This is a genomic window from Terrimonas alba (genome assembly GCF_042434975.1).
Lineage (GTDB): Bacteria > Bacteroidota > Bacteroidia > Chitinophagales > Chitinophagaceae > Terrimonas_B > Terrimonas_B alba.
The window spans coordinates 849,000-871,683 of the sequence record NZ_JBHMQM010000002.1 but is presented as its reverse complement, the minus strand read 5'-3'; the positions used below and the strand labels follow the sequence as shown (position 1 = coordinate 871,683).

Here is a 22,684-nt window from a genome sequence, read left to right as displayed (position 1 = left end):
AGATGACTGACAAAAAAAGCGGGTAAAGCATGAGAAATAACTGAATTCATAAACATGACATTATTGTCAAATATCTGTTGATCTGATGTAGTATAGATGACGAATACTTCAGATTTATCTTGCCGGCAGAAGTTCCTTAATGCCACAAGCATATAAAAACAATTTATTCTTCTTTTTATTGTCAACTTCCAAGAGTTTGCTCCCACCTGAGAAACCAATGACCCAAACCACCTCACTTAAGGTCACCACCGCTAGTTCCCGGGCACATTGTTTAGTTGGTATTAGGCTTTACATAAATTAATGGCGTAGGGCTGATGACTGTAATTTTGGCTGAGTTATTGGGTAACCGTGGATCCGTAAGTATCACCGGCGTGGTTTGGCTTCTAAACCCGGAGCCAGCAATTGTCGTGGTAATATCCACAGGAATCTTTAAATATTTTCGTTGTCCGTTAAGCCTTTTGCCAGGGAATGGATAGGATACATGAATTGTATCTTCAAAACTTTGAGGGGTGCCTATAGCAAGGTCTTTTATATAATAGTATTTGTTTAAACGGTTTAAAACGGACGGGTCAAGTATTGTAAACCCTGGCGGATTGAATAGTTGGTCCACTTTTAAATAAAAGCTGAGCGGTCCTTGGCCACTTAAATTACTCACGGTTATTAACCGGAATTATAAATTAGTCGTTTCTGAAAATTCCCATCTCCGCAATGCGAGTGTGATGAACACTACAAAACAGATGGGTAGAACGAAGGGCCGAACTTATGCATAGCAAAGCAATTATCTGAATTCTGGGAAGTGACTATCAGATTCGAACGTCTCAATTTCTTATGGAATCATCGTGCCGGTTCATCCGAAGAACAACAAATGTCTGCATAACAATTGTGATATGGATAAACTTGACGACCTCTAACTAAAAATTGAATGTCTCTTACGCCGTGGCGTGAGTACTTTTTTCGGCTAACACCTGCCAATGCGGAGACACATACCGAGGCCGGTAGCATTGTGTTAATTAAAATAAAATCCATCAATCATGTATGATGCCGGTCAGCAGGTAGTGTAACAATGACCGCTAATCTTTATCCGTACTGAACAAGACTCCCGGAATTCATTTAAGTAGTACCAACCACTTTGCTGGCTCTTATCTTTTGCGCTTTTACCCAAGGGATGACAGGGAGTATCCATATAGCATCTATCATTGAAACTGTTCTTTGACCGGCAGCATGCCGGTCAAAAGTGGCATAAACGGCATAAATGGCCTATACGGATATTGGCCGCTATGATTTGCTGCGACAGGTTTGTAGTTTGGATGCATGGCAAAACAATTGGGTCCTTTTTTTATCAGGGGTACAATCGGCGGCATCTGTTTTTATAAAATGGATGGGATATATTATGCCCGGGCAAAAAGTAGTTTGGACAGGAAGAGAGTGACGCAGGACCCGGCTTTCCGGGAAACGATGCGGTATGCAGGTTTGCTGGGTAAAGCGGCTACAATTGCTTCTTTTATCTATAAGCATTTGAACAAAGACAAGAAGGGTTTGATTTCGTATCGTCAACTTACCGGGCAAGCGATGCGGTTGCTGAAAGAAAATAAAACGGAGGAGGAAGTGAGGGAGTTGTTGCAACGACAGTGGGTTGAGGATATTCCTATTGTGGTTTCAGCAAAGGAGTATATCGGTGCGGGAATTTTGTTTGCAGAGAAGGTATTGTTGGAGATGTTTGGGGAAGTAACGATTGGAAAAAAAGATTTTTATTATCCGGAAGAAATACCGCCGTGATTTTTTCTTATTTACTTTTTTTCTTAACAATCCTTCGGCAGGCTCAGGAGTAACAAAAAAGTCAAGGAAAAACAAATGCTCCGCTGTTTGTCCGGCCAACGCACATGGAGACCCTAATGGATTGTAAGTCGTTCTTGTTTTCGGAGTGGAAGGACAAAGACTCTGAATCGTGTTATGCGGAACAACGGGAGGCGGCCCCCTCCTAAATCCTCTCCGCCGCGGCGGAAGGACTTTCCTCCGTAGGGGATTTCGAAAAAAAGAGGCGCCGGAAGTTTCGTGTTTTGTGTAGGGTTGAGGAAAATGTCATACTGCGACGGGCTCAATATGACAATGAGTTTGCGTTACGTCATACTTCGACAAGCCTGTCTGCCGACAGGCAGGCTCAGTATGACAATGAACTCACACTTCGGCAAGCCTTTCTGCCGACAGGCAGGCTCATACTTCGACAGGCCTGTCTGCCGACAGGCAGGCTCAGTATGGCAATGCGGGTTATGTTTATTCATAATCGCCGATGCAGCGCATGGATTCGTCGGTGGAGCGGAGAAGCTTGAGGGGCATGTGGGGACTTATTTCTTTGCGGAGCTTTTCACGAAGGCCTTTTATATGCATGGCGAGCATGCCGGCCGGGTTCCGGAGAATGGAAAAACGCTGGGCCCGGTCGAGGAAATAGAGATAACAATCGGAACGAAATTCTTCCCAACCGGGTAACAGCATCTTTTTTTCGACTTCGTTCCAGCATTCATGCAGCCAGTACTCATCGAGGGTTTTGTAATACATTTTCACATGCTCATCGGTGCAGCGCCGGATGGCTTCCTGCCGGTCGATGACCAATTTTTTTCCTCCTTTGTGTGCGGTGCAGTAATAGGTATAAGTTTCCTGGTCCACCCAGGCGATATTGGAGGCTTTGCAATTCTGTTTGTCCCGGTCTTTAAAGATGATGCGTTTGTAATGGCGCGGATTGGGCACAAAATGTTCGGCTACCAGTGTAGCTAAACCGAAGTACCTGCGAAGGCCACTTGTTCTCATCCGGATAGTGGGTGCATGCCCGCTCCTGCAGTTGGGTTTGATAATCCTGTCGCCGCGGTACACGATGCCGGCGGGTGAAATATAATGACCTGGAAAGTCGGGCATTTCTATTCTTTCCGGATCAATCCACACATACCGTTTTTCTTTTTTTGGTTTGGGCTGACCGAGCAGGTCCGCATTTTCTACCGAGCGGTTTACAAAACGGCACCAGTCAGCAACGCTTACCCATTGAATGTTCTCAACACTGCAGTTGTTACAATCCCGGTCTTTAAAAATAATCTTTGGATGCTGATGCGGGTTGGGTATAAAGACGAGGGCCATGAGTTTGGCGACGGCCACCCGAACCTGTTTGTCCTGTTCATTCCTAAGTTTTACCCTGGCGCAGCGGTTGTGGCTTTTAAGTGTTGAAAGCAACCTGTTCTGATAATACACGTTAGCGGCAGGTGTGATGGCATAACCGGGATAGCCGGGAATGGGCTTTGCGTCATCGTCTATCTTTTCCACGGCAGTACCCGGCAAATTAGCCGACCGGGAGCGGCATGTATAATGATTGTATTCTTTATCGCTTACCCAGGCAATATTGGCTACGGTGCAATTACGGTTATCCCCGCCCCTGAAGATAATGCGGCCATGGCCACAGGGATTGGGGATGAAAATAGTGGCGAGCAGTTTGGCGAGGCCGAGATATTTTTTACCCTCCTTATTTTTCAGCATGATGCAGAGTGATTTTTTTCCAGAGAGATCATAGGGTTTTAGCAGGCGGCCGTGGTGATAACAATGGCCCTGCGGCGTAATGTAATAACCGGGAAAGCCCGGCACTGCAACGGCAGCAGGATCGGCGGGAACAGCTGAGAACGGTATGCTGCCTTTTGGCTTTGGTGGTTTTGCTTTTATCTCCAGTGATTTGCCGGGGAAAAGATTGTGACGGACATACTGCCGGTTGCTGACCCAGCCAATATTATCCACTGAGCAATGGTGATGATTACCGTCTTTAAATATAATGCGGGTGTGGCCATTAGGATTTGGCAGGAAGGTTTCTGCCAGCAGTTTAGCCAGGCCGAGCTCCCTCGTGACTCCGTTTATTTTAATCCTGATTTTGACAGACCGGCCAGGTTTGCAGCTATGTTTTTTTAATTGTCCTTTATAAAACACCTGTCCCTGCGGGGTAATGGTATAAAAGGGATATGCGGGTATAGGAAGCTGAACGGGCAAGGCAAAAGAGGTTTGGGCCGCTGCCCGCTACTTTTTTTGCAGGCAACAGCAATGATGAAATGAGAGCTGTGAATTGGAAAGAAGGACTATGAAACCAGCTTATACCGGGTTGCGCGGCTTTTTGGCCCACTGGGTTTTGAGAAGGTGTAATTCTTTTTGGAGGTAATGAACTTTCATAGTTACAACCGGTTTTATAATAAGATCAAACACTTACCTATGGGTGATTGTGCCGCATACAATCATTGTCCAATTTTACTGCTTACTCATAGGCAAGTATTGAAAACTAAGATTGACACATATGTTATTGACAGGGTCAAAGAAAAAAGACTTGAAAAAAACCTCTCGCAGGCTGACCTCGCCTATGAGTTAGGCATGTCAGTTGGTTTTATCGGAAAGGTTGAAAGCAACAAGTACCCGGCCCACTATAATCTCAAACACTTAAATGACCTTGCCAAAATATTAAAGTGCAGTCCCCAGGAATTTCTTCCGAAGAAACCTTTTTAGTTATTGTTTCTTTTCTCTTGCTAATGTAAGTAATTTTTACACACTTACCTATGGGTGATTAAACTTTTTATAAAAAAATTCGCTGGGTTCAAATAACGATTATGATTTTAGTAATTGTGGAGACGATATATCCGTCGCATTGCCAGTTCGGGAATATGATTGTTGATACCTACGTCCCTCAATATCTGCATAGCCAATAACAATATGCATTTTCTCATTAGCCATGAGGTGAAAGTTGTTACCCAAAAAGATACTTATAACTTCACCCTTTTCTGCTTCTTGCTTACTCATATTTAACGTATAAGGAATATGCGTTTGCAGTCCACCTAAAATAATACCAAAGGCCTTTGAACCTTCATTTTTAAGCAAAATCGCTTTACCTCCACAATCATTTGGAGATTTATAAATTTGGAAATTTGGCCTTATTTCCTCCATCCTGAGTTCACCTTCTTTCAGCTTTCTTATTTTTCTTGGAACTCTTAAAGCTTTCCACCATTTACTTATGGGTAAGGCAAGAATAGCAACAATCAGCCCACCTATTGCCAGCCATTCAGTGAAACCCATTGTTAGCAGTTGAATCTTCATTTTAGTTTTCGTTCCTTGTATACTAATTTATTAATCGGGTCCTTCGAAACTTGTAGCTTGGTAAATTTATAATTTTTTGGTTGACCAGCTAGCCCTTCCTCATCTAAGGCCCCTTACTACTTTTTATTTTTATGCCGACCTTTACATAATTTTCCATGATATAGTCGAAACCTTTCAACTTTTTACCTTAAATAATAAAGTTATCATGAACGCTCAAGATGCTGTAACAGAATTAAAAAGCACAAGAATGTGGAAATGTTTGAATGAACTTAATCCCAAACTTGCCGAGCAATCAGTTAACTTTTTGGATCAAATAGCACCACTTCTCAAAAATATTAAAGTTCATTTTCCTTATTACACAAGACACGATGCGCATCACAGTTACGAGGTACTTCTTCGAATGGAACAAATTTTAGATCATCGATGCTTTCAAAGTCAGATGAAAGAAACCCTTTCCCCGGTAGAGCTATTCTTACTTATTTGTAGTGCATACGGTCATGATTTAGGGATGACCGTCTTTCCGGGAGAGGAGGAAGAGATAAAAAGACAATTTGGGCTTGAAAACAAAGCGAATTGGGAAACAGCTCCTGCACTCCAGCTTTTTTTGCGTAAAAATCACTCCCGACGAGGTGGCAATTATCTTTCATCTAACAATGAAAAACTACAAATTCCGTTAAGCTTGGTGGGACACGTAGATAAACTAATGATGGCACACAATTTATCAATAAATGAGCTGGAAAGTATGTTGGGCCATCATAAAAGACAAGCAGCAGCCAGTCAGGAAATCGATCTTTTGCAACTTGCCTGTATTTTATGCATAGCCGACTCTCTTGAATTCAGTGATACCAGAGTCGTTGACGGTGTTTTAAAAACACTGACGGAAAAAATTCAAACTTCCTCAGATGAGAAATCAATATTGGAGTCTTACCACGAGAATATGAAGCACGTTTGTATTGGCGATAATGTGGCGGTGTCCCAAAAAGATGGCCAAATAATTTTTTCAGGAACATTTAAGAATGCAGATACGCTTCATCTAGCGCATCAAACCGTCGACTTGATTGAGAACTGGATAAGGGATTATTGCGATATTGACTATCAGGCTCCCGTACGAAGGTTAAAATTAAGAAGTGATATGATAGTTCGCTCTTTCAATTTTACCGATGACTTTGTTCGGATTGGCATCAGAATAAAAAAAGAGAACATTATTAACCTCATATCTTCCAACGCAACATGGAAAAACGACCCTGCTCTGGTTGTTCGAGAGTTATTGCAAAACTCGGTGGAAGCTTGCCGGTATCGTCAATTTAACTCCTCCGCGAGAGATAATTACCGACCAGAAATACTAGTGAGCTTTAACCGGCAACAAAAAACTATCCGCATAACCGATAATGGATGCGGCATGACCCGAAGTGTCATATTGAATAATTTCTTGACGGTTGGCAATAGCCGCTCTTTCGAGCCAGGGTACGCGTCAGAAGGGTTTCACAGTTTGTCCCGCTTTGGGATAGGCTTTTGGTCCGTATTCACTATAGCCAATGAGGCAATTATTGAAACCGGTCCATTTGAATATCTAAGAAATCAAATTGTGTCAGAAGTAGACGGTTTAAGATTTGAAGTGTCGATTAACCAATTTAAGGATTACACAGTATTTACCTCTATCAAGAAATCACCTGGTACATCTATAGTGTTACGAATCAAGGACGAAATTTCGGTAAAAGATATTCCACCAAGACTCACCTACTATATTTCGAACTCCGATATACCTATCGTGATAGAAAGTGATCATGAGTCATTCAGTTTGCCTCGAGAAGTCGTTGCCCCGGACATAAAAAATTATTTCCCCAATAAAATGGAGTTGGTTCGTCAATTTGGGATTCAAGCGTTTAAATATGCTTCAGACTATGAAGATGTTGATTTGAAGCTGTTACTTATGTACCGCCTCGACAAAAAAGCAACCTTCCTTACAGATAGCCATAACCAAATATCTATAAGTCAACTTGGCCACCCAAGAAATCCTGAGCATAACAGAGTGGGGGTATGTGGCTTTTTATCGAACTTCGGACCGAACAGTTTTTGTTTTGGGGTTACAAATATTGGGGGCTACAAGGCTAACAAAAAGGATCCTAAAGGCATCTCCTTCACATTAAATCGAAATTCTATTATGGAGAGCCCTGAAAGTATCGCATTTTCCAAACATTTATTTACGGAGATGCATAAAGGATATATAACGTTTTTGAAATCGGTGAATTCGTATTCGATTGAAGAAATCTACAGACTCAATAAAGAATCTCATACACAATCCGGCGACCTCACTACAACATTTAACGCGAATGACCTGCCATTGTTTTTGAAGAACTTTCCGGAGTTAATTGTTTTTAAACTGTACAAGATCGATCGAAATAAATCATTTGAAAATTGCGAAGTTTCATTCTATGATTTAAATAATATACATCGACAAGACAAATTTGTTATAACTGCTAGTACATCTTTAGATTTCTTACCCAGGAATGTGAAGCATGATCAAAAAGCAAGCATGATTTACGATATAGTAAAACCAATTGACAAATTCCAGGGGATGTACTTAATTAGCGAGTCAGGCCATTTTAATATTCTCGATGCACATCAACCGGACGGGTATCTTGAAAGAATAATCGACGTTAGAGTAAATGGTGCTGTCCGACAAATGCATGTTTCAGTTTTACATCTTCAACAGGTCGATTTCTTGCAAAAGAATTCACACTTCCTCGGCTTTACTCGTGGTCATGATTGGGCTGGTTCGATCCGTATCAAAGACATAAAAAACGCAAATTTCATTTTGAATCATCAGGATTTGATCGTCGCCAAAGGCTCGGTGCTTGAAACGGATGTTTTGAATCTATTAAATGAAGGGCAGAATTATAAGCTTTGTTCACTAATTAATCAGCTTGAACTAGCTATACAGGGGTTTCCAAGCGAATTAGTCAAAAAATATTTATAGCCAGATAATTTGAATCATTTATGAAGAAACGATACCCCCGTTCTCTTGAGTCTTCGGCCTTTACTCACCGTTAGGACAAACAAAATTATAGGATGCTATTCAGCTTCAACGAAGCTGTCCTATCACGACAGCAGGGGTTAGTTGGTAGTCAATCCAAAAGAATGGTTTAGCCAATTATTAAATATTCGATTTAAAAAACTCTTCTGCCTCTTTGTCTGCGAAATAAACATAGCAACCTTTCATCCCTCTTGTCATCAGCGTTCTATATGTATTTTTAATTATCGATCGAAGAGTCGCTTTAGCTTCTTCAGGATTTTTTTCAATCAGCTTCTTATATCCAAAAACAGATTTGTCTGATTTTGCTCTTGCTGCCGGATGAGTCAGCACCTTGTTATCCCTCACAATGAGATCTGCACCAACAATTACACCTATATAATCCACTTCCAACCCCTGGCAAGTATGGATACAGCCAATTTCATTTACTGATTCGGGACTTATTATCCAGAGACTGCCATCCGCGGTAAGATTCCACTTCATTTTAAAATCAAATTCAGGAATCACCACATCATAAAGACGTGAGTCTTTTTTACTGTTCCACTCCCAGCAATAGCCTGCAACCATCCGGGATTTATTGTTGATCTTATTTTTTTCAACGATTGCGTCTCTCAATTCCACCGGGGAGGAAAAAATCCTGAAATCATAATCGATTCCTTCCAATGTCGGATTCGCCGTGTCCCTAATCTGCAACGTATGGTCGAGCCAGGCAAGATAACCATCTGATCCATTACAACGAAACTGCGAACTGAGTTCTGTTTCGTAAACCTCAACATCTGCCCTACCCGCCCATTTTTTGATTTCCTGTAATGTACCGATATCATTTAATGTGACCCGCTGGTCCTCGTCAATAAAAAATACAGTACAGCGTGCCGCACTTACCAGTTCCTTAATTTGGTTTTCTCCCAGGTTACTATAAAGTCCTGACTTCGCATTTAACCGGTGTGCCTCATCCACTATTAATGTATCAAATGTATTGGGCTTTGTATTAACGAATCCACCCGAACCTTTAAACAAGTTGGATATCTCACCCTTTTTGAGTGAGCCTGTCAGCTTACTTTCATACACTGCCCGGGGAGCGGCATTTTTGGAAACATATTGCACCACTAAGCCTCTTTTTGTAAGTTCAACCAGTAAATTAACCGCAACTACCGATTTGCCTGTGCCCGGTCCTCCGTTTACAATAAGTACTTTTTTCTTATTCGATGTGGCCTTTTGTGAGAGAGCTAACGCAGTTTCGTAGACTATTTTCTGGTCATCAATCATTACAAATTCCGTATTACCCTTCAACATCGAGACCATACTATCGGCAAGCATTTTTGAAGGACGGATTTTTCCATTCTCGATACGATAAAGTATTTTGCTCGTGTCGCCATATTTCACATACTGCTTAATAAAATCCCTCAATTTAGCAGCGTCGCCTTTTAAAAAAACCGGCGCTTTTTGAATGTGTTCCTTGTAATGATCATTGGTCATTACATCATCAGGTACATAGTTATGGAGATAAGCACAGGGCTGAAGATTGATCTTATCTTCCGCTACTGTTGCATTAAAATTATATAAAAGGCTTGCATATGACCAGGCTTGATAAGACGGGTGGGTAAACTCTCCAAAATGTTTCCCGACCCGGGTATTTACAATAGCATCTTTGGTAGAAAGAGTGGCCTCGGACCAGCGTTTTAGTTCGACGATGACGCAATATTCTATATTATTCTCGCCGCTGCCGGTTAAAATGAAATCGACTCGTTTTCCTGATTGGGGAAGTTGGTATTCTATGGCAACGCCGCAATTGTCCGGTATTCCATCATCCCGCAATACTCTTTCCATGTATTGCATGGATTCCCGCCAGGAACTGATTTCATTTGCGGCCGTTGATCTATTGAGGTGCTTTTTAAAAAAGTCTAAAATTTTGGTTTCGATCCTATCTTCAAAAACATCATCCCTGAAATCAGACTTGGTGGCGTGATAAACAATCATGAGCTAGAGTTCGTTATATTTTTTTGCGTTGCCTTTTGCTTTGTCAACCGGATATTTTACGGCATTTGTATTTAGCTTTTCTAAAACTATCTCTTTTACATTGAACTGGTGTTTATGTGCTAACAAAAAAGCAAAAGTGAAAACATCGGCCAACTCTTGTTTTACTTTTTCAACATTTACCTCTTCAGCATTTTTCCAAAGAAAAAGTTCGTTCAACTCCGCCGCTTCAATGGATATTGCTAAAGCAAGATCCTTTGAGTTATGAAACTGTTCCCAATCTCTTTCATCCCTGAACTTAGTTATCGCTGAAGTAATTGCTTCTATGCTATCCATAACAATTAATTATACCCACAAAATAAGTAAAGCTGAACAGAATAACCGAGTACATATTTTAAAAAGGTGTTGAAAACCGATAGTAGATATTTCATCAATGGTATGTTCCCGCGGAACACCTTGTGGGTAGAATAGCATTCAGGGGTTGGGCGGCGTTCCGTAGGAACGCCTTGTGCTTGTATTAAGAATTTTGATGATGGCACAAAACGTTCCGATGGAACGTTGGGAAATGTTTGTTCTTATGGTGCTACCAACAAGATGTCCCGATGGGACAAGGAAGATTTTCGAAATATGCCGATACTTCGACTCTTCGACAAGCTCAGAGCTCAGTAGCGAACAGACCCTGAAGAGTGCCCTTCGTCAAGCTCAGGGTAAACTGCAACAGGCGATGATCCTTCGACTTCGCTCAGGGCAGCAATGCAGCTGGTTAAATAAAAACTCTTATAAAAAACAAAGACCTGCCAATAAATATCAGCAGGTCTTTTCATTCCCGAAGTCCTAGCGATTTGTTAAAAACCTCTAATTGGTTGATATATAATAAGTAATGGATTCATACCTCTTCAAAAGATTTGCCCCGGTGCTGCAGCCACAAGGCGGAAAACTTCATCCCGATGCCTCCAGGTGCATTCAGCACAGCTACTCCCCCTGGCGAGACCATGCTTATTTCTTTTGTTGTGATAGCCAGGTTATCAATGACCCAAATTCCTCGTACGACAATGCATTGGCCAAACCGGCCGGCATCATTGAAGCCGGCAACTCTTTACGTGCCTGTATATCTTTTGTATTGATCGCATGAACTTTCCCTGCAATGTCGCGCAACATGATTCTGCCGGCTGATTCATCCGTAACAAAGCCGGTTACCGTTTTAGCATCTTTGGTAGTAATAACTACCGTTGCAAAACCCTGGGATATCGAGGCATTCGGTTTAAGAATAGATTCAGCGATTTGCTTCCGGTTCATAATCGAACCCACTTGTCCCATAAAAGGACCTTTCAGTGTTTCCTCCTTTTTTATACTATGGCAAGCGATGCAGCCCTGCTGAACAAACAAATTTTTCCCGATAGCCGGATCGCCCTTTATCTTATCCATCGCCAGCATAATATCCTCGATAGAAGATTGCCCGATCTGCCCTTTTTTGCTTTTAATTTTTTCAAAGTCAACCTTAGCTTCATCCTCCGCCGGATTTTCTTCTTTGTCTTCACCGCCAAATTGGGCGATGCCCATGCGCAGTTTACCATTCAGGCCGGCAAAGAATTGTTTGCCTGCTGCATTTGATTTATTCCATTCCTGTTCCAGGAATGATTTTATCATTCCCGATGCCGCCCATGTTGCAGGTTTGTAAAAAGGTCCATGACCATCCGGTCTTGTACTCCACCAGGTAGAGCCATCATACGGCGTTTCCCTATTGTACAATCGCCCCAGCGTAGCAAGAATTTTAGTTTTTAATTCTTTATCCGGGGATTGATTGTAAGCCGCCATTAAACCTTCTACTGCCTTCTGATCATACATATACCGCAACGCCCATAGTGCCAGTGTTGAATTGGGAGAATTGATAGCAGCGACACATTCATCTACAGCATTCAATTGTACCAACGCCTTTACAGCCAGGTGCGCCGGAATAATTTCTGTATTCGGCGTTGCATGCGGTCCTTCTGTTCCTTTGGGAGGAGCAACGAAGGATGCAGGCACCTGCACCTGCAACAATTCTTTCGCTGCTTCCATCCGGCCAAGTCTTCCCAGCCCAATAATGGAGGCCACCTGCACCCGTGATGAGGCCGTGTCTTTCAAGCCCCGGATAAAAGGCTCAACAGGTACCGCGGCTGAAAATGGTTTTCGATCCGCCAATGCACGTAATGCAAATTCTTTTACCGGTTCATCGGTACAGAGTTGAACAAGATTTTTAATCCCTTCCTTTCCTGTGACCTGGGCATACGTATAGATAGCTGCCACACGGGCAAACAAAGGAATGTCTTTATCTGTCGCTACATTCCATGCAGCGGTCGCCACTTTTTTGGCAGGACGGGTAAGTAATTCCTGTTGCGCACTCAGCCTGGCTACAGCGCCTTCAGCTTTTAATAAAGCGGCTAATTCTTTAACAGATGAAGATTTCAAATCGGGGAACTGCTGATACTGCCAATTTTTGGGTACAGCCCGAACGACAAAACCTTTGCCCGGATCGCCTGAATAACCAGCGCCATCCCAGGCGGAAAGGTATAGCCGGCCAGAACCATCCACGTCCAGGTCGGTTACCTGTGGCAGTTTGAAAAAGTCTTCCTCTTTCTGTATAAAGCTTCCACGGGAAGGAGTGACCCGGTGAATATACACTTCATTTCGTCCCCAATCCGCCATCATCGGAACATGATTGAATTTTTCAGGCCATGATGGATCATCCATAAATAATGACCCTGTTCCTGAACCGCCTCCTAAATCAACCATCGCAGGAATAATTTCTTCCGTGAAATGTTTAAATAAAACCGGGTAACCATATTCACCGGACTGTATATGATGAGAGAACCGGATATTCCATCCACCACCGTCATTGGTATTATCCCGTGTGAAAATGTTCATGTACGGATCAATCGCCACGTCATAAATATTTCTTGTACCGTGTGAAAAGATTTCCATCTCCGTTCCATCCGGCCTTACTCTTACTATACCTCCTCCATGCATGGTTAATTTTTTTCCGTCACGATCCACTGCCTGATGAAAACCAAAGTCTCCAACCGCAATATAGATCCAGCCATCAATACCCATGCGGATACCATTAGTGGCGTGGTCAGTACCGCGGCTCTGGAGGTAAACCGGGTTACTAATATGCTCGATCAATGGACTGGACGGGCCGTCAGCAACACCGTCCTGATTTTTATCTTCAAAAACAACCAGGTTCATACCGGTAGCCAGGGTATCGGTGAACACCGTATGCAAAACATACAATTTGTCACCGATTGGCAACAGACCGCGGGGATTATCTACCGCGGCATATTCCGTATGGCTATCTGCGATACCATCGTTATTACAATCCGATAACTTTACGATCATTCCTTTGCCGGGCTTTTTGCCCAGGGAACCCATCATATCTACTCCGACATACACTTCTCCTGTGGCTGCTACTGCAAGACAAGCGGGGCTGGGTACAAGCTGAGGTCCCGCAAAGGCGGTCACCTTTAACTCTTCCGGCCAGTTGAGGGATTTACCAATGGAATCAATGGATATTGTTGGTTTGGCGGGTTCACAACGCTGCATGCTATTCTTACAGCCAGCTAATAACAGGAACGCAGAGGCGAATATGAGCGTATATTTTATCATCGTGTTTTGTTTACTATAAAAACTTGAAAATTATAACTTATTATGACAGCGTGATATTTATTTCCTAATTAACCAGGTGATGTTGATGCGCTAAGGAAATGGTGGGTCATCACTTTTATTTAGTTTAATACTGAAGTATTGATTGGTGATTTCTGATTTGTCTTTTTATGTTTGGCTGTTCTATTATTTGGGATGCCATCGTTACCCGGGTAAGAAAATATCTTCAATAATCTTTGCATCCGTTTTAACCGCCGACACCGGCATTTGATTTAACTTGATTACAGGCCGTCCTAAACCTTCCATCGCATTGTGTTTTATAATTACTTTTTTGCAGGCCGTTAACTGAACAACAGGTTTTGAAGTTACTGCGCCTGTGAAGTTGGTGGGCACAATGGTATTGTTTGCGAATACCAGCCCCTCTGTGCTGCGGGCTGTTAACAACGGCATGGCATACACTTTAAACAAATTGTTTTCAATGCGTATGTTTTTATGTACAAAATATCCTTTGAGCAGTTCATGATTTTCGGGAACAATTTGAATGGCACCACTGCCTGAATTATAACCACATTCTTCAAATGTATTATTCCGAATGGTTACATCCTGCACAGCTCCTGATTCGAACCAGCTTGCCGCATCGTTGGCAATTAAAATGGGATACATGCCGGTCCGATAAAATGTATTGTTTTGTATAAGCGCTTTTCTGCGGGTGGTAAGAAGCAATCCCCTTGTATTCGTTCGTTCAAATCTGCTGTTCCGGATAATTACTTCGGGTGTCCATGCCAGGTTTTCAATACAAAGACCGGCATTCACAAATGAAGGCATTGTTCCGTCTACTTCAATTTCCATTTCCCGCCTGTTAACGAGTTTTGCCGATTTCAGTTTTGCAGTTCCTAAAGGCATCAATGTTTTAGGGTTAACAAATGCAATACTGTCGCCGGCAAAAAAAGCATCGAAGCCATAGGTTTGATGATGCATGAAACGAACTTTCAATTTTTGCGCATCAACTGCTGTTATTTGTAAATGGGTGCCATGTACATTCACAGGGTCATCATGTGAACCCGATGTAAAACAACTATCGATCTTAACCAATCCCCTGCATCCCGAGAAATGAAAACAATCGGCAAAAGCTGCAATGATGCGTCCTGAATTTTCACGGGGTGCTACCGTCACTTTCAACAAAGAAATGTTTTCCGAAAACTGCGAAACAATTCCCAACCCGTGCATGAAATGCATGTTTATATTTTCAAGCTGAATGTTTTTACTGAGATGAATAAAACCTCCGCAATTATCCCTGTAAGGATCTCTTACCGTAAGTATATCACCCGGACTAAACTTATTCTTTGAAAAATCCCCTTCGAAACGTACACGAAAAGGGCTGAGCTGAACAGCCTTGCTTTCAAGAAATGGTTTGAAGCTGCTGTAATGAAGCGTGTTGTTCCCCGGTTTAAAAAGAATGGTATGATGTGATATGGTTTTCCAACCTTCTCCATAAAAAATTATCCGTCCATTGTCGATCGCATATTTTGAATCGGGATGTATTTCTGTTTCAACAATGTTATCTGCAACTGATTTAATGGTCAGCTCTGACATGGTGGGCCGTTCATAATCGAACCGGATATTCCTGATCTTAACATTGCTGCTGTTGAGTATGGCAAATGAAATCATCTTGCCGTGAAGAACGACCAGTGTATTATTACCATCGAGTGTTAAGTTTCTACAATCTTCAAAGAGCAATGCAATGTTCTTTACTTTCGACAATGTATCATCCTCGGTAGAATTGGAAATGTAAAGTTCCCGCTTCACCGACCCTTCCGGCCAAATATCAATGCGTCCTCCGGGCAATAACAGAACAACATCATCCTTTGCTTTACAAGCTGCAATGGCTTTTTCCAGTGCAGTTGCTGCATTTTCAAAACTATTTGCTTTTACGCCATAATCAGCTGCATGTATGATTGTTTGACTCAAAGCACTTGCTACCGTTGTAAGCAGAAAAAACAGCACTATGTACTTTCTTATTGACCACATGATTTTATAAACATTTTTAATAGCTTACTCAAAAGCAAACAGGAAGGCTTGCCATCGAAACAATTTTTTACCCGTTCACCACAAACCAGGAGAATCCTTCTGCCGGAATAGTTACATCGAGCATGATCTCCTGCTGATTATTTAACTCATATTGTTTGATCTCTCCTTTTTCATTGATGAGTTTCGCCTTATTTTTTATACCCGTGTAATATAACGGCAGTTTAAACTGCTTGCTGATTGTTTTTTCCGTTGGATTAAAAATAATCAGCATCCCTTTTTCTTCAATAAATGGGTTAACATGAAACATTGCATCCAAATCACGACCGGTTGGTCTTGCGATATGAATAATATCGGAGGTAAGAATGGCCCGGTGCTGCTTGAACCACTTAATCCATTTATCAACCATCGCTTTTGTTTCAGGAGTATCATACAACCTGCGTCCTCTTAATGTAAACTGGCAACCACTTGCCAAATGCTGAAACAACCCCACTTCATAGCGATCAATATTTTTATTAAGCGGCTCCAACCCCACCCTTGGGTCATTGGTATAGAAGCCAACCAGTTGCAAACTCATCCAACCCATTGTTGGCGTTTTGTGCCAGGTGCCATCATAAATATACTGCCGGCCCAATAATAATTGTTGTTGCGGCGTAAGGTTGGCGCTGGCCTCACGATAACCCATACCCGTAGCAGCCTGACCGTTTAAAAAATACCAGTCGGGAATTGGTACATACATATTTCTTCTTTGCAGTTCATGCAAAACTTCTACCTGTGTTTTCCATTGTTCCCATTGCGAATCGAACATCCCCTTATGATGCGCATGATTGGTTGCAGCACAAACATCACCATGATAAGGGCCATCCATATTATAGGTCATCAAACCGGTTGCATCAAAGAACTTCCACATCTTCGGATAATAAACATCCTTCCACCTGCTGGCAATACATACACTCTGACCAAACAAACTTCCGGGTTTATCGGTAAGCGGATCAATACAATCATACTCAGCACCTCTTCCCCGTGATGCCACCTGCAATTCATATCCACCCAGTACAATGCCCTTTGTTTTTGCAAAGCCTGCAATCTCTTTCCAGAGCGACACATACGCTGTATCAAGGTTATCATGTGAAATACCCGGCCATGCCTGGATATCCAAACGTTCAAAACCAAGTTCGCCCATTTGGGTAATAAAATTTTTCAACTCTGTACGATCATGAGAAGTAATGCCGCCTGTAATCAACGACTCTGTTACCTGTGGTGCCAGCTTACGGTACATCCGGCGATGTGCCAAACTTTGCCGCTCACGATCATCGCTATCCTGCAGCAATTCAAAAGTGGTGAAAGAAGTAAAGGTTCCATTCGGTAGCACCGTTTCTGATGGCCCCATTGGCACACGGCTTACCAATAAGCTGTGATGAGGGAAACCGAGGAACTTATCTTCGGCCTGGTTGTGCGATGCCCATGTATTGTATTCCGCATCTACCCGCCAAGTAGTTGTAGAACTTCCTACCTGGTAAGCAGGCGGGGTGCCTTTGTAATGCATCAACGCACTGCCTTCAACATCGGCATTCGCTAACGCAAATGAATAATCGCTTTCAACATGTATGCGTTTTACCTGGTCCTGGTTAACAGCCAGCACTTCACATTCCGTTTCACGCACTACAAATGCCTGGTTTGATTTGTTATCAACCGTCATCCATTTCGCAATAACCGGCATGCCTTCATACAACTCATAATGAATATCGATTGATACGGTGTTTTTCCAATCGCCTTTGCTTAGGGGTGCCTGGTAATGCATAACCATGTGAAGACCTTTAGGTGGCCACTCGATATGTACTGCATTGTATTTCTGCTGCCAGGGATAACGGGCCTGCGGTTTTTTCAATTCAAGTCCGGCAAAACGAAACGCCGATGGTTCTGCCATCATATCTTTATACCAGCCTTCAAGCAGGTACGATTTTTCCGGTTGGCCGCTAAGTCCACCAACATTATACCATGTACTGTCAATCATTACTCTTGCCTCAGGTTTAATAGCACGCAAAAATTCAGCATCGTCCAAATGATTTTTAAAACTTACACAAGCCAGGTTATCGGCTATATAAAATTCACGGCTTATCAAACCGTTGGTGAGTAAAAGTTTTGCAGTAAGTCCGTCAGCACCGGGTTGTAAAAGTGCCTGTACTGCTGTGTTCACTTTATTAATAAGCCAATCGGGAGCAGTACCTGTTGCAGGGAATTGTGTTACTTGCTTTATTTGTTGATTCTTCAGTAATGAAGCAAGCAATGCTTTCTGTTGCTCCGTAGCCTGCTGTTGTTTTTGAGCAATCTGTTTCGGATTGTACAAGAGAAACCTGGCTGCATCAAACTTTGTAGCCTTCCAGTTGCTCAGGCGCACTTCATATACTAATCCACGAAACGAATTGACTCTGCCTGCAGCACCAATCGAAAATCCAGCAACGTTCTCCCCTGATGGCTTAAATACATTTTTCTTCTGGCCGTTTATGTAGACCGTACCGCTCTTACCATCACTAACCAATGCGATATGTGTCCATTCACCAGGCTGTATCGCTGCAAGAGGAGTTGTTACTTCAACACCGTCAACAAGCAATACCCAGTTAAATCCTTTTTGTGCAAGTTGGAACCCCTTTTTTCCATTGCCGAGCGTTGCTACTGTAGCAAACACAGGCGCCGGATCATTGGCGCCCTGTCTTGCGTTGGCCTGCAGCCACAGCTCCAGTATAAAAGGAGAATCCGCAATCGCAAAACTATCCTTCGATGTATAAGCAGCGTTGTCTTTTAACAGAATGGATCCTTCCCCATTTAATTTCTCATCGGCAGGAGCATCAGCAAAGAAAACAGGCTGGCCCGATTTTTTTAATTGATTCGTTCCGTTTACACTGAATATTTTATCCGGGCCATTAGCATATGTTACCGCACCGGCCCGACCAAAGTTGTAATGCAATATCACCTGGTGCTGTCCCCATAAGGACAAAGACAAAAAAACAGCAGCTATACAAAGGACCGGTCTTACTAAAAATCGGAAAAATTGCAACATATGATACTAAGTTTAGATTTGACGATACTCTTCTATTTTATTTAGTGCTCCCATTTTGTATTCCTATGCAGGCATATTTCACCTATGGTTAGAAAACTTTTTCAAAATGCTTTTTTCGCTACAGGTTGTTGCAGGATTTTCGCCGCCTCGGTGTCTTCGTATTGGTTCACCAGTTCAGCCAATTGCTTTGTTAGCTTGTTTGTTATTTTTTCATAGCCTTTTCCGCCAAATACATTCCTCATTTCAGCGGGGTCCTGCTGCAAATCGTAGAGTTCCCAACTTTCCACCCTTTTATAAAACCGGATGAGTTTGTACCTGCCGGTGCTGATGCCGAAATGAGGAGACACAGCATGCTCGCCATTTTCATAATAATGATAATAGAGCGCCTTTCTTCCTTTTGCCTTTTTACCTGTAAATTGAGGAAGAAAGGATTTGCCCTGGATATCTTTTGGAATGTTTACGCCGGCTGCATCCAGTATAGTGGGCGCTATATCGAGGTTCATCACCATGTTGATATTCACGGTACCGGGTTTCACCACGCCTGGATACCTCATGATCATTGGCGTACGGAATGATTCTTCGTACATAAAACGTTTGTCGAACCAGCCATGCTCGCCCATGTAAAAACCCTGGTCGGAAACATAGATTACAATCGTATTATTGGTCAGCTTATGTTTATCGAGATAATCAAGTGTGCGGCCAATATTTCTATCGAGTGATGTTGCCGTAGCTAAATAATCCCGAATGTAACGCTGGTATTTCCATTCGTCAAGCGCTTTGCCACTGAGGTTGCGCTTTTTCAAATCCTCATAAATGGGTTGGTAGCAGGCGTCAAATTTTGCTCTTTGCGCTGCATTCATTCTTGTAATGTTGCCATCTTTTATTTCGCCATCAAACATTTTTAAATCATAACCCATTCGCATGGTTTTGGCAATGGTCATATCCTGCACGGCAGCGGCTTCCCTGCCGTTGTAGTTGTCGTAAAAATTTTCGGGCAAGGAAAAAGTTGTGTTATCGAACAGCCCCATGTATGTTGTATCAGGCATCCAGGTACGGTGGGTGTTTTTATGACCAACTACCAGGCAAAAAGGTTTGGACGGATCTCTTTTATCCAACCAGTTTTCTGCTACATCTTCCACTACATTGGCAACATATCCTTCAAATTTTTTCCGGCTTCCATCCATCATCAAAAAATCAGGGTTGTAATAGCTGCCTTGCCCAGGCAGTATTTGCCAATAAGAAAAACCCCGGGGCTGTGTTTCCAAATGCCATTTGCCAATCCAGGCGGTTTGATAGCCTGCATTGCTCAATTCTTTGATAAATGTATTCTGCGAACCATCGAAGCGTGAGCTTTCATTGTCTTTAAATCCATTTTTATGGCTGTACTTTCCGGTTAATAGTACTGCACGACTGGGCCCGCAAATGGAATTCGTGACATAAGCTTTTTTAAAAAGCACCCCTTCATTGGCAATACGGTCAATGTTGGGGGTTTGCATCAACTTACTGCCATAGGCGCTGATGGCCTGGTAAGCATGGTCATCTGAAACGATGATGACGATATTGGGCCGTTGCTGCGCATAGGCCGTAATATGGAGACTTGTAACCAATAAGGCGAAAAGTAATTGCTTATTTCTTATCATTTCTTTTTTTTTGAACTCCGAAATTTAGGGACCACTACTGACTTATTAATGAATGCGATTATAAAATTTTGATGCTAAAACCAGATGCCGCCTATGGTACCAGCGTCTGAATTTTATCATTAGGTAAAATACAATTGAACACTTTTACCTGGTCGATATATCCTTTAAATGCATTTTTCTTATCGCCGATAAACTGAAGCGGGAAAAACAGGGTTTGCACTTTTGCTGTTTGTTTTCCATTTGCAAAGCTGCGTTTCGCTCCAGCCAAACGTTCTTTCAACAGGCCGTTTACATATAAACTGGTGCCTTTGTTATCGCCGGTAATAACAATATGGCTCCATTGCATTTCGGGTACTTTATAATCGAATTTGTAGTGATAACCTTCTCTTGAAAAACCGAGCATACCGGTATTTTGCTGTTTTAATTTTACCACGGCATCTTTCGATGAAAACAGTACAGCATCATCAGCATTGTTTGCAGATGGGAAGAGGGAAAAACTGATTGTATAACCATACCCAATACCAATAAAAGGTGTTTGGATAAAACTATTTCCACCCTTTAACTGAAGCGCCTGTTTTGAAACATCAATGTTTGCATTACTGAATGCAAGGATATTCTTTGCTTCTATTTTTTTGTTGTGTTCGTCAAAGTTATAATTCAATACAAGTGAGTCTTTGCCGTTGATCTTTCCCATCATATTCAACCCGGGCCCTTCTCCCAAACTTTTGCTTCGATCAATAAATGTTTCATACGACAATACCGTATCTGCCCCACCCCACATTTTTTGCGACAATACCTGCATAGCAGGAAACACCCGGTGATGCACATCTTTCTCCGTAATACCATTGCCTACATGATCGTTCCATACTGCAAACGAACCGCCTCTGATTTTTGGATCATCGGCGGCAAATGTGTCTTTCCCAACCATATTGGGTGTCCATTGCTGATAAATTTTTTTTGTGTTAAGATAATCGTAGTAATAACCTGCGGCAGGTACTAGATACAACCAGCCATCGGGTGTACTGATACCATCGTAGCCCAGTTTTGCCATTTCCTTTGGTTCTGCATAGCCATTGTACCACCAATTCATCGTTACGTTTTCAGATTTTACGGGAGTGGTTCCCTGTGCATGTGTAAGAGCCCCCCACATTCGTACTTTCTTGCCATAACGCTCCACAAAGCGAATATAATGATCAGTAAAGGCCCTGAATTTCTCTGCTTCTTTTTTTGCATACTCATCTGTTCCAATATGTACTTCTTTTCCAATAAACACCGGGTTGGGTCCTTCGAGGTATTCTTTAAACACGTTGTCAATAACGGTATAAGTAAGCGGATTGTACAGGTCGAGATGATCCATTCCGTAATCTTTACTACCAATTCCGGGCACCGCCTTACTGAACGCCAGCGAGTGGGCAGGCACATCTATTTCAGGAATGATGTTAACGCCATACAGTTTCGCCATCTGCTGCAACGCAATAAATTCATTTTTACTATAGCTGCCGTCTTTAGCTGTAAGATTGGGATAGGTTTTGTTTTCAAGACGAAACGCACCGTAAGTACTATCCCAGTTATCGCCAAAAAAACCTTTAAAGCCATTATCGTTTAAATGAATATGAAAATCGTTCATCTTGTAATAAGACATGAACTTTACATAATTCCTTAAGAAATCCATTGAAAAAAACTTTCGACCGCAATCAAGTACAAATCCCCTCACTGCATATTGAGGATAATCGTTGCAATTCCCTTTGGGAATAGCCCTGTGTTCTTTATCCTGTTCCAATATTTGCAACAACGTTCGTGTGGCCCAGAAAGCACCTGTTGCTTCCCTTGCATCAATGGTAATTATATCGTTAACGGTCAGGCTATACCCCTCTTTGTGACGGGTGGTATCTTTTGTATGAAGTGTAAAGTAAATATCACCAATGTTTGGCCTACCAGTTCTTACTGCAAACTGCTGATTAGGTCGCACTAACTTCAGGTCTTCCAGAAATGTTTTTGCTACCGGCAACAATTCGCCAGTGAAAGACGGGTCTACCACCAAACCTGTTTTGTTCTTCAAGATGAACGTTCCTGTTGTACCATGCCACTCCCGTAAAGCAGGAATAACAAACGGAGTTGGATTAATTGCTGATTGTGCAATGCCTGTGACTACTACAGCTATTTGGCAAATGATCATGAACAATGCTTGCCGGAAGTTTCTGGTTTTTATCATGA

General features: G+C 42.3%; 13 protein-coding genes. 3 read left to right on the top strand and 10 right to left on the bottom strand.

The features are described from left to right. Window positions 1-271: 271 nt before the first annotated feature. A complete protein-coding gene (locus tag ACFEL9_RS08515) occupies window positions 272-610 on the bottom strand; it encodes a hypothetical protein (protein ID WP_385888371.1) in 339 nt (112 codons plus the stop codon). A gap of 701 nt (window positions 611-1,311) precedes the next feature. On the opposite strand from ACFEL9_RS08515, the gene ACFEL9_RS08510 reads away from it, so the two are divergent. Next, complete coding sequence (locus ACFEL9_RS08510; RefSeq protein WP_385888368.1) at window positions 1,312-1,776, top strand: hypothetical protein; 465 nt, start codon at window positions 1,312-1,314, stop codon at window positions 1,774-1,776. 495 nt (window positions 1,777-2,271) lie between these two features. Here the strand turns inward: ACFEL9_RS08510 and ACFEL9_RS08505 are convergent, their stop codons facing one another. Further along, window positions 2,272-4,014, bottom strand: coding sequence for a hypothetical protein (locus ACFEL9_RS08505; RefSeq protein ID WP_385888365.1), 1,743 nt, complete (start codon window positions 4,012-4,014; stop codon window positions 2,272-2,274). Between the two features lie 165 nt (window positions 4,015-4,179). Here ACFEL9_RS08505 and ACFEL9_RS08500 point away from each other — a divergent pair, with 165 nt between their 5' ends. Next, window positions 4,180-4,518 (top strand): helix-turn-helix domain-containing protein, encoded by a 339-nt coding sequence (locus ACFEL9_RS08500; RefSeq protein ID WP_385888362.1) that lies wholly within the window; start codon window positions 4,180-4,182, stop codon window positions 4,516-4,518. 99 nt (window positions 4,519-4,617) lie between these two features. On the opposite strand, the gene ACFEL9_RS08495 is transcribed toward ACFEL9_RS08500, so the two are convergent. Continuing rightward, the gene (locus tag ACFEL9_RS08495; RefSeq protein WP_385888360.1) at window positions 4,618-5,103 is read right to left on the bottom strand and encodes a hypothetical protein; all 486 of its coding nucleotides are present in this window, start codon (window positions 5,101-5,103) and stop codon (window positions 4,618-4,620) included. A 205-nt stretch (window positions 5,104-5,308) separates the two neighbouring features. Here ACFEL9_RS08495 and ACFEL9_RS08490 point away from each other — a divergent pair, with 205 nt between their 5' ends. Then, on the top strand, window positions 5,309-8,080 hold the full coding sequence (locus tag ACFEL9_RS08490; RefSeq protein ID WP_385888357.1) for an HD domain-containing protein: 2,772 nt from the start codon (window positions 5,309-5,311) through the stop codon (window positions 8,078-8,080). 177 nt (window positions 8,081-8,257) lie between these two features. Here ACFEL9_RS08490 and ACFEL9_RS08485 read toward each other — a convergent pair whose 3' ends face one another. From ACFEL9_RS08485 to ACFEL9_RS08455, 7 genes are all read right to left on the bottom strand, one after another. Beyond that, complete coding sequence (locus tag ACFEL9_RS08485; RefSeq protein ID WP_385888355.1) at window positions 8,258-10,111, bottom strand: DNA/RNA helicase domain-containing protein; 1,854 nt, start codon at window positions 10,109-10,111, stop codon at window positions 8,258-8,260. Between the two features lie 3 nt (window positions 10,112-10,114). Then, window positions 10,115-10,444 (bottom strand): nucleotide pyrophosphohydrolase, encoded by a 330-nt coding sequence (locus ACFEL9_RS08480; protein WP_385888352.1) that lies wholly within the window; start codon window positions 10,442-10,444, stop codon window positions 10,115-10,117. A gap of 660 nt (window positions 10,445-11,104) precedes the next feature. Continuing rightward, window positions 11,105-13,750: a DUF7133 domain-containing protein gene (locus ACFEL9_RS08475; protein WP_385888349.1), complete on the bottom strand. Its 2,646-nt coding sequence runs from the start codon at window positions 13,748-13,750 to the stop codon at window positions 11,105-11,107. 201 nt (window positions 13,751-13,951) lie between these two features. Next, window positions 13,952-15,775: a right-handed parallel beta-helix repeat-containing protein gene (locus tag ACFEL9_RS08470; RefSeq protein ID WP_385888346.1), complete on the bottom strand. Its 1,824-nt coding sequence runs from the start codon at window positions 15,773-15,775 to the stop codon at window positions 13,952-13,954. A gap of 67 nt (window positions 15,776-15,842) precedes the next feature. Further along, window positions 15,843-18,830 (bottom strand): LamG-like jellyroll fold domain-containing protein, encoded by a 2,988-nt coding sequence (locus tag ACFEL9_RS08465; protein ID WP_385888344.1) that lies wholly within the window; start codon window positions 18,828-18,830, stop codon window positions 15,843-15,845. Window positions 18,831-18,931: 101 nt separating this feature from the next. Continuing rightward, a complete protein-coding gene (locus tag ACFEL9_RS08460) occupies window positions 18,932-20,470 on the bottom strand; it encodes a sulfatase family protein (protein ID WP_385888341.1) in 1,539 nt (512 codons plus the stop codon). A 91-nt stretch (window positions 20,471-20,561) separates the two neighbouring features. Further along, window positions 20,562-22,682, bottom strand: coding sequence for a family 20 glycosylhydrolase (locus ACFEL9_RS08455; RefSeq protein WP_385888338.1), 2,121 nt, complete (start codon window positions 22,680-22,682; stop codon window positions 20,562-20,564). Window positions 22,683-22,684: the final 2 nt, after the last annotated feature.

Coding starts and splice junctions, on each gene's coding strand:
- ACFEL9_RS08510 (WP_385888368.1), top strand. CDS start 1,312: ATGGCAAAACAATTGGGTCCTTTTTTTATCAGGGGTACAATCGGCGGC.
- ACFEL9_RS08500 (WP_385888362.1), top strand. CDS start 4,180: ATGAACTTTCATAGTTACAACCGGTTTTATAATAAGATCAAACACTTA.
- ACFEL9_RS08495 (WP_385888360.1), bottom strand. CDS start 5,103: ATGAAGATTCAACTGCTAACAATGGGTTTCACTGAATGGCTGGCAATA.
- ACFEL9_RS08490 (WP_385888357.1), top strand. CDS start 5,309: ATGAACGCTCAAGATGCTGTAACAGAATTAAAAAGCACAAGAATGTGG.
- ACFEL9_RS08485 (WP_385888355.1), bottom strand. CDS start 10,111: ATGATTGTTTATCACGCCACCAAGTCTGATTTCAGGGATGATGTTTTT.
- ACFEL9_RS08480 (WP_385888352.1), bottom strand. CDS start 10,444: ATGGATAGCATAGAAGCAATTACTTCAGCGATAACTAAGTTCAGGGAT.
- ACFEL9_RS08475 (WP_385888349.1), bottom strand. CDS start 13,750: ATGATAAAATATACGCTCATATTCGCCTCTGCGTTCCTGTTATTAGCT.
- ACFEL9_RS08470 (WP_385888346.1), bottom strand. CDS start 15,775: ATGTGGTCAATAAGAAAGTACATAGTGCTGTTTTTTCTGCTTACAACG.
- ACFEL9_RS08465 (WP_385888344.1), bottom strand. CDS start 18,830: ATGTTGCAATTTTTCCGATTTTTAGTAAGACCGGTCCTTTGTATAGCT.
- ACFEL9_RS08460 (WP_385888341.1), bottom strand. CDS start 20,470: ATGATAAGAAATAAGCAATTACTTTTCGCCTTATTGGTTACAAGTCTC.
- ACFEL9_RS08455 (WP_385888338.1), bottom strand. CDS start 22,682: ATGATAAAAACCAGAAACTTCCGGCAAGCATTGTTCATGATCATTTGC.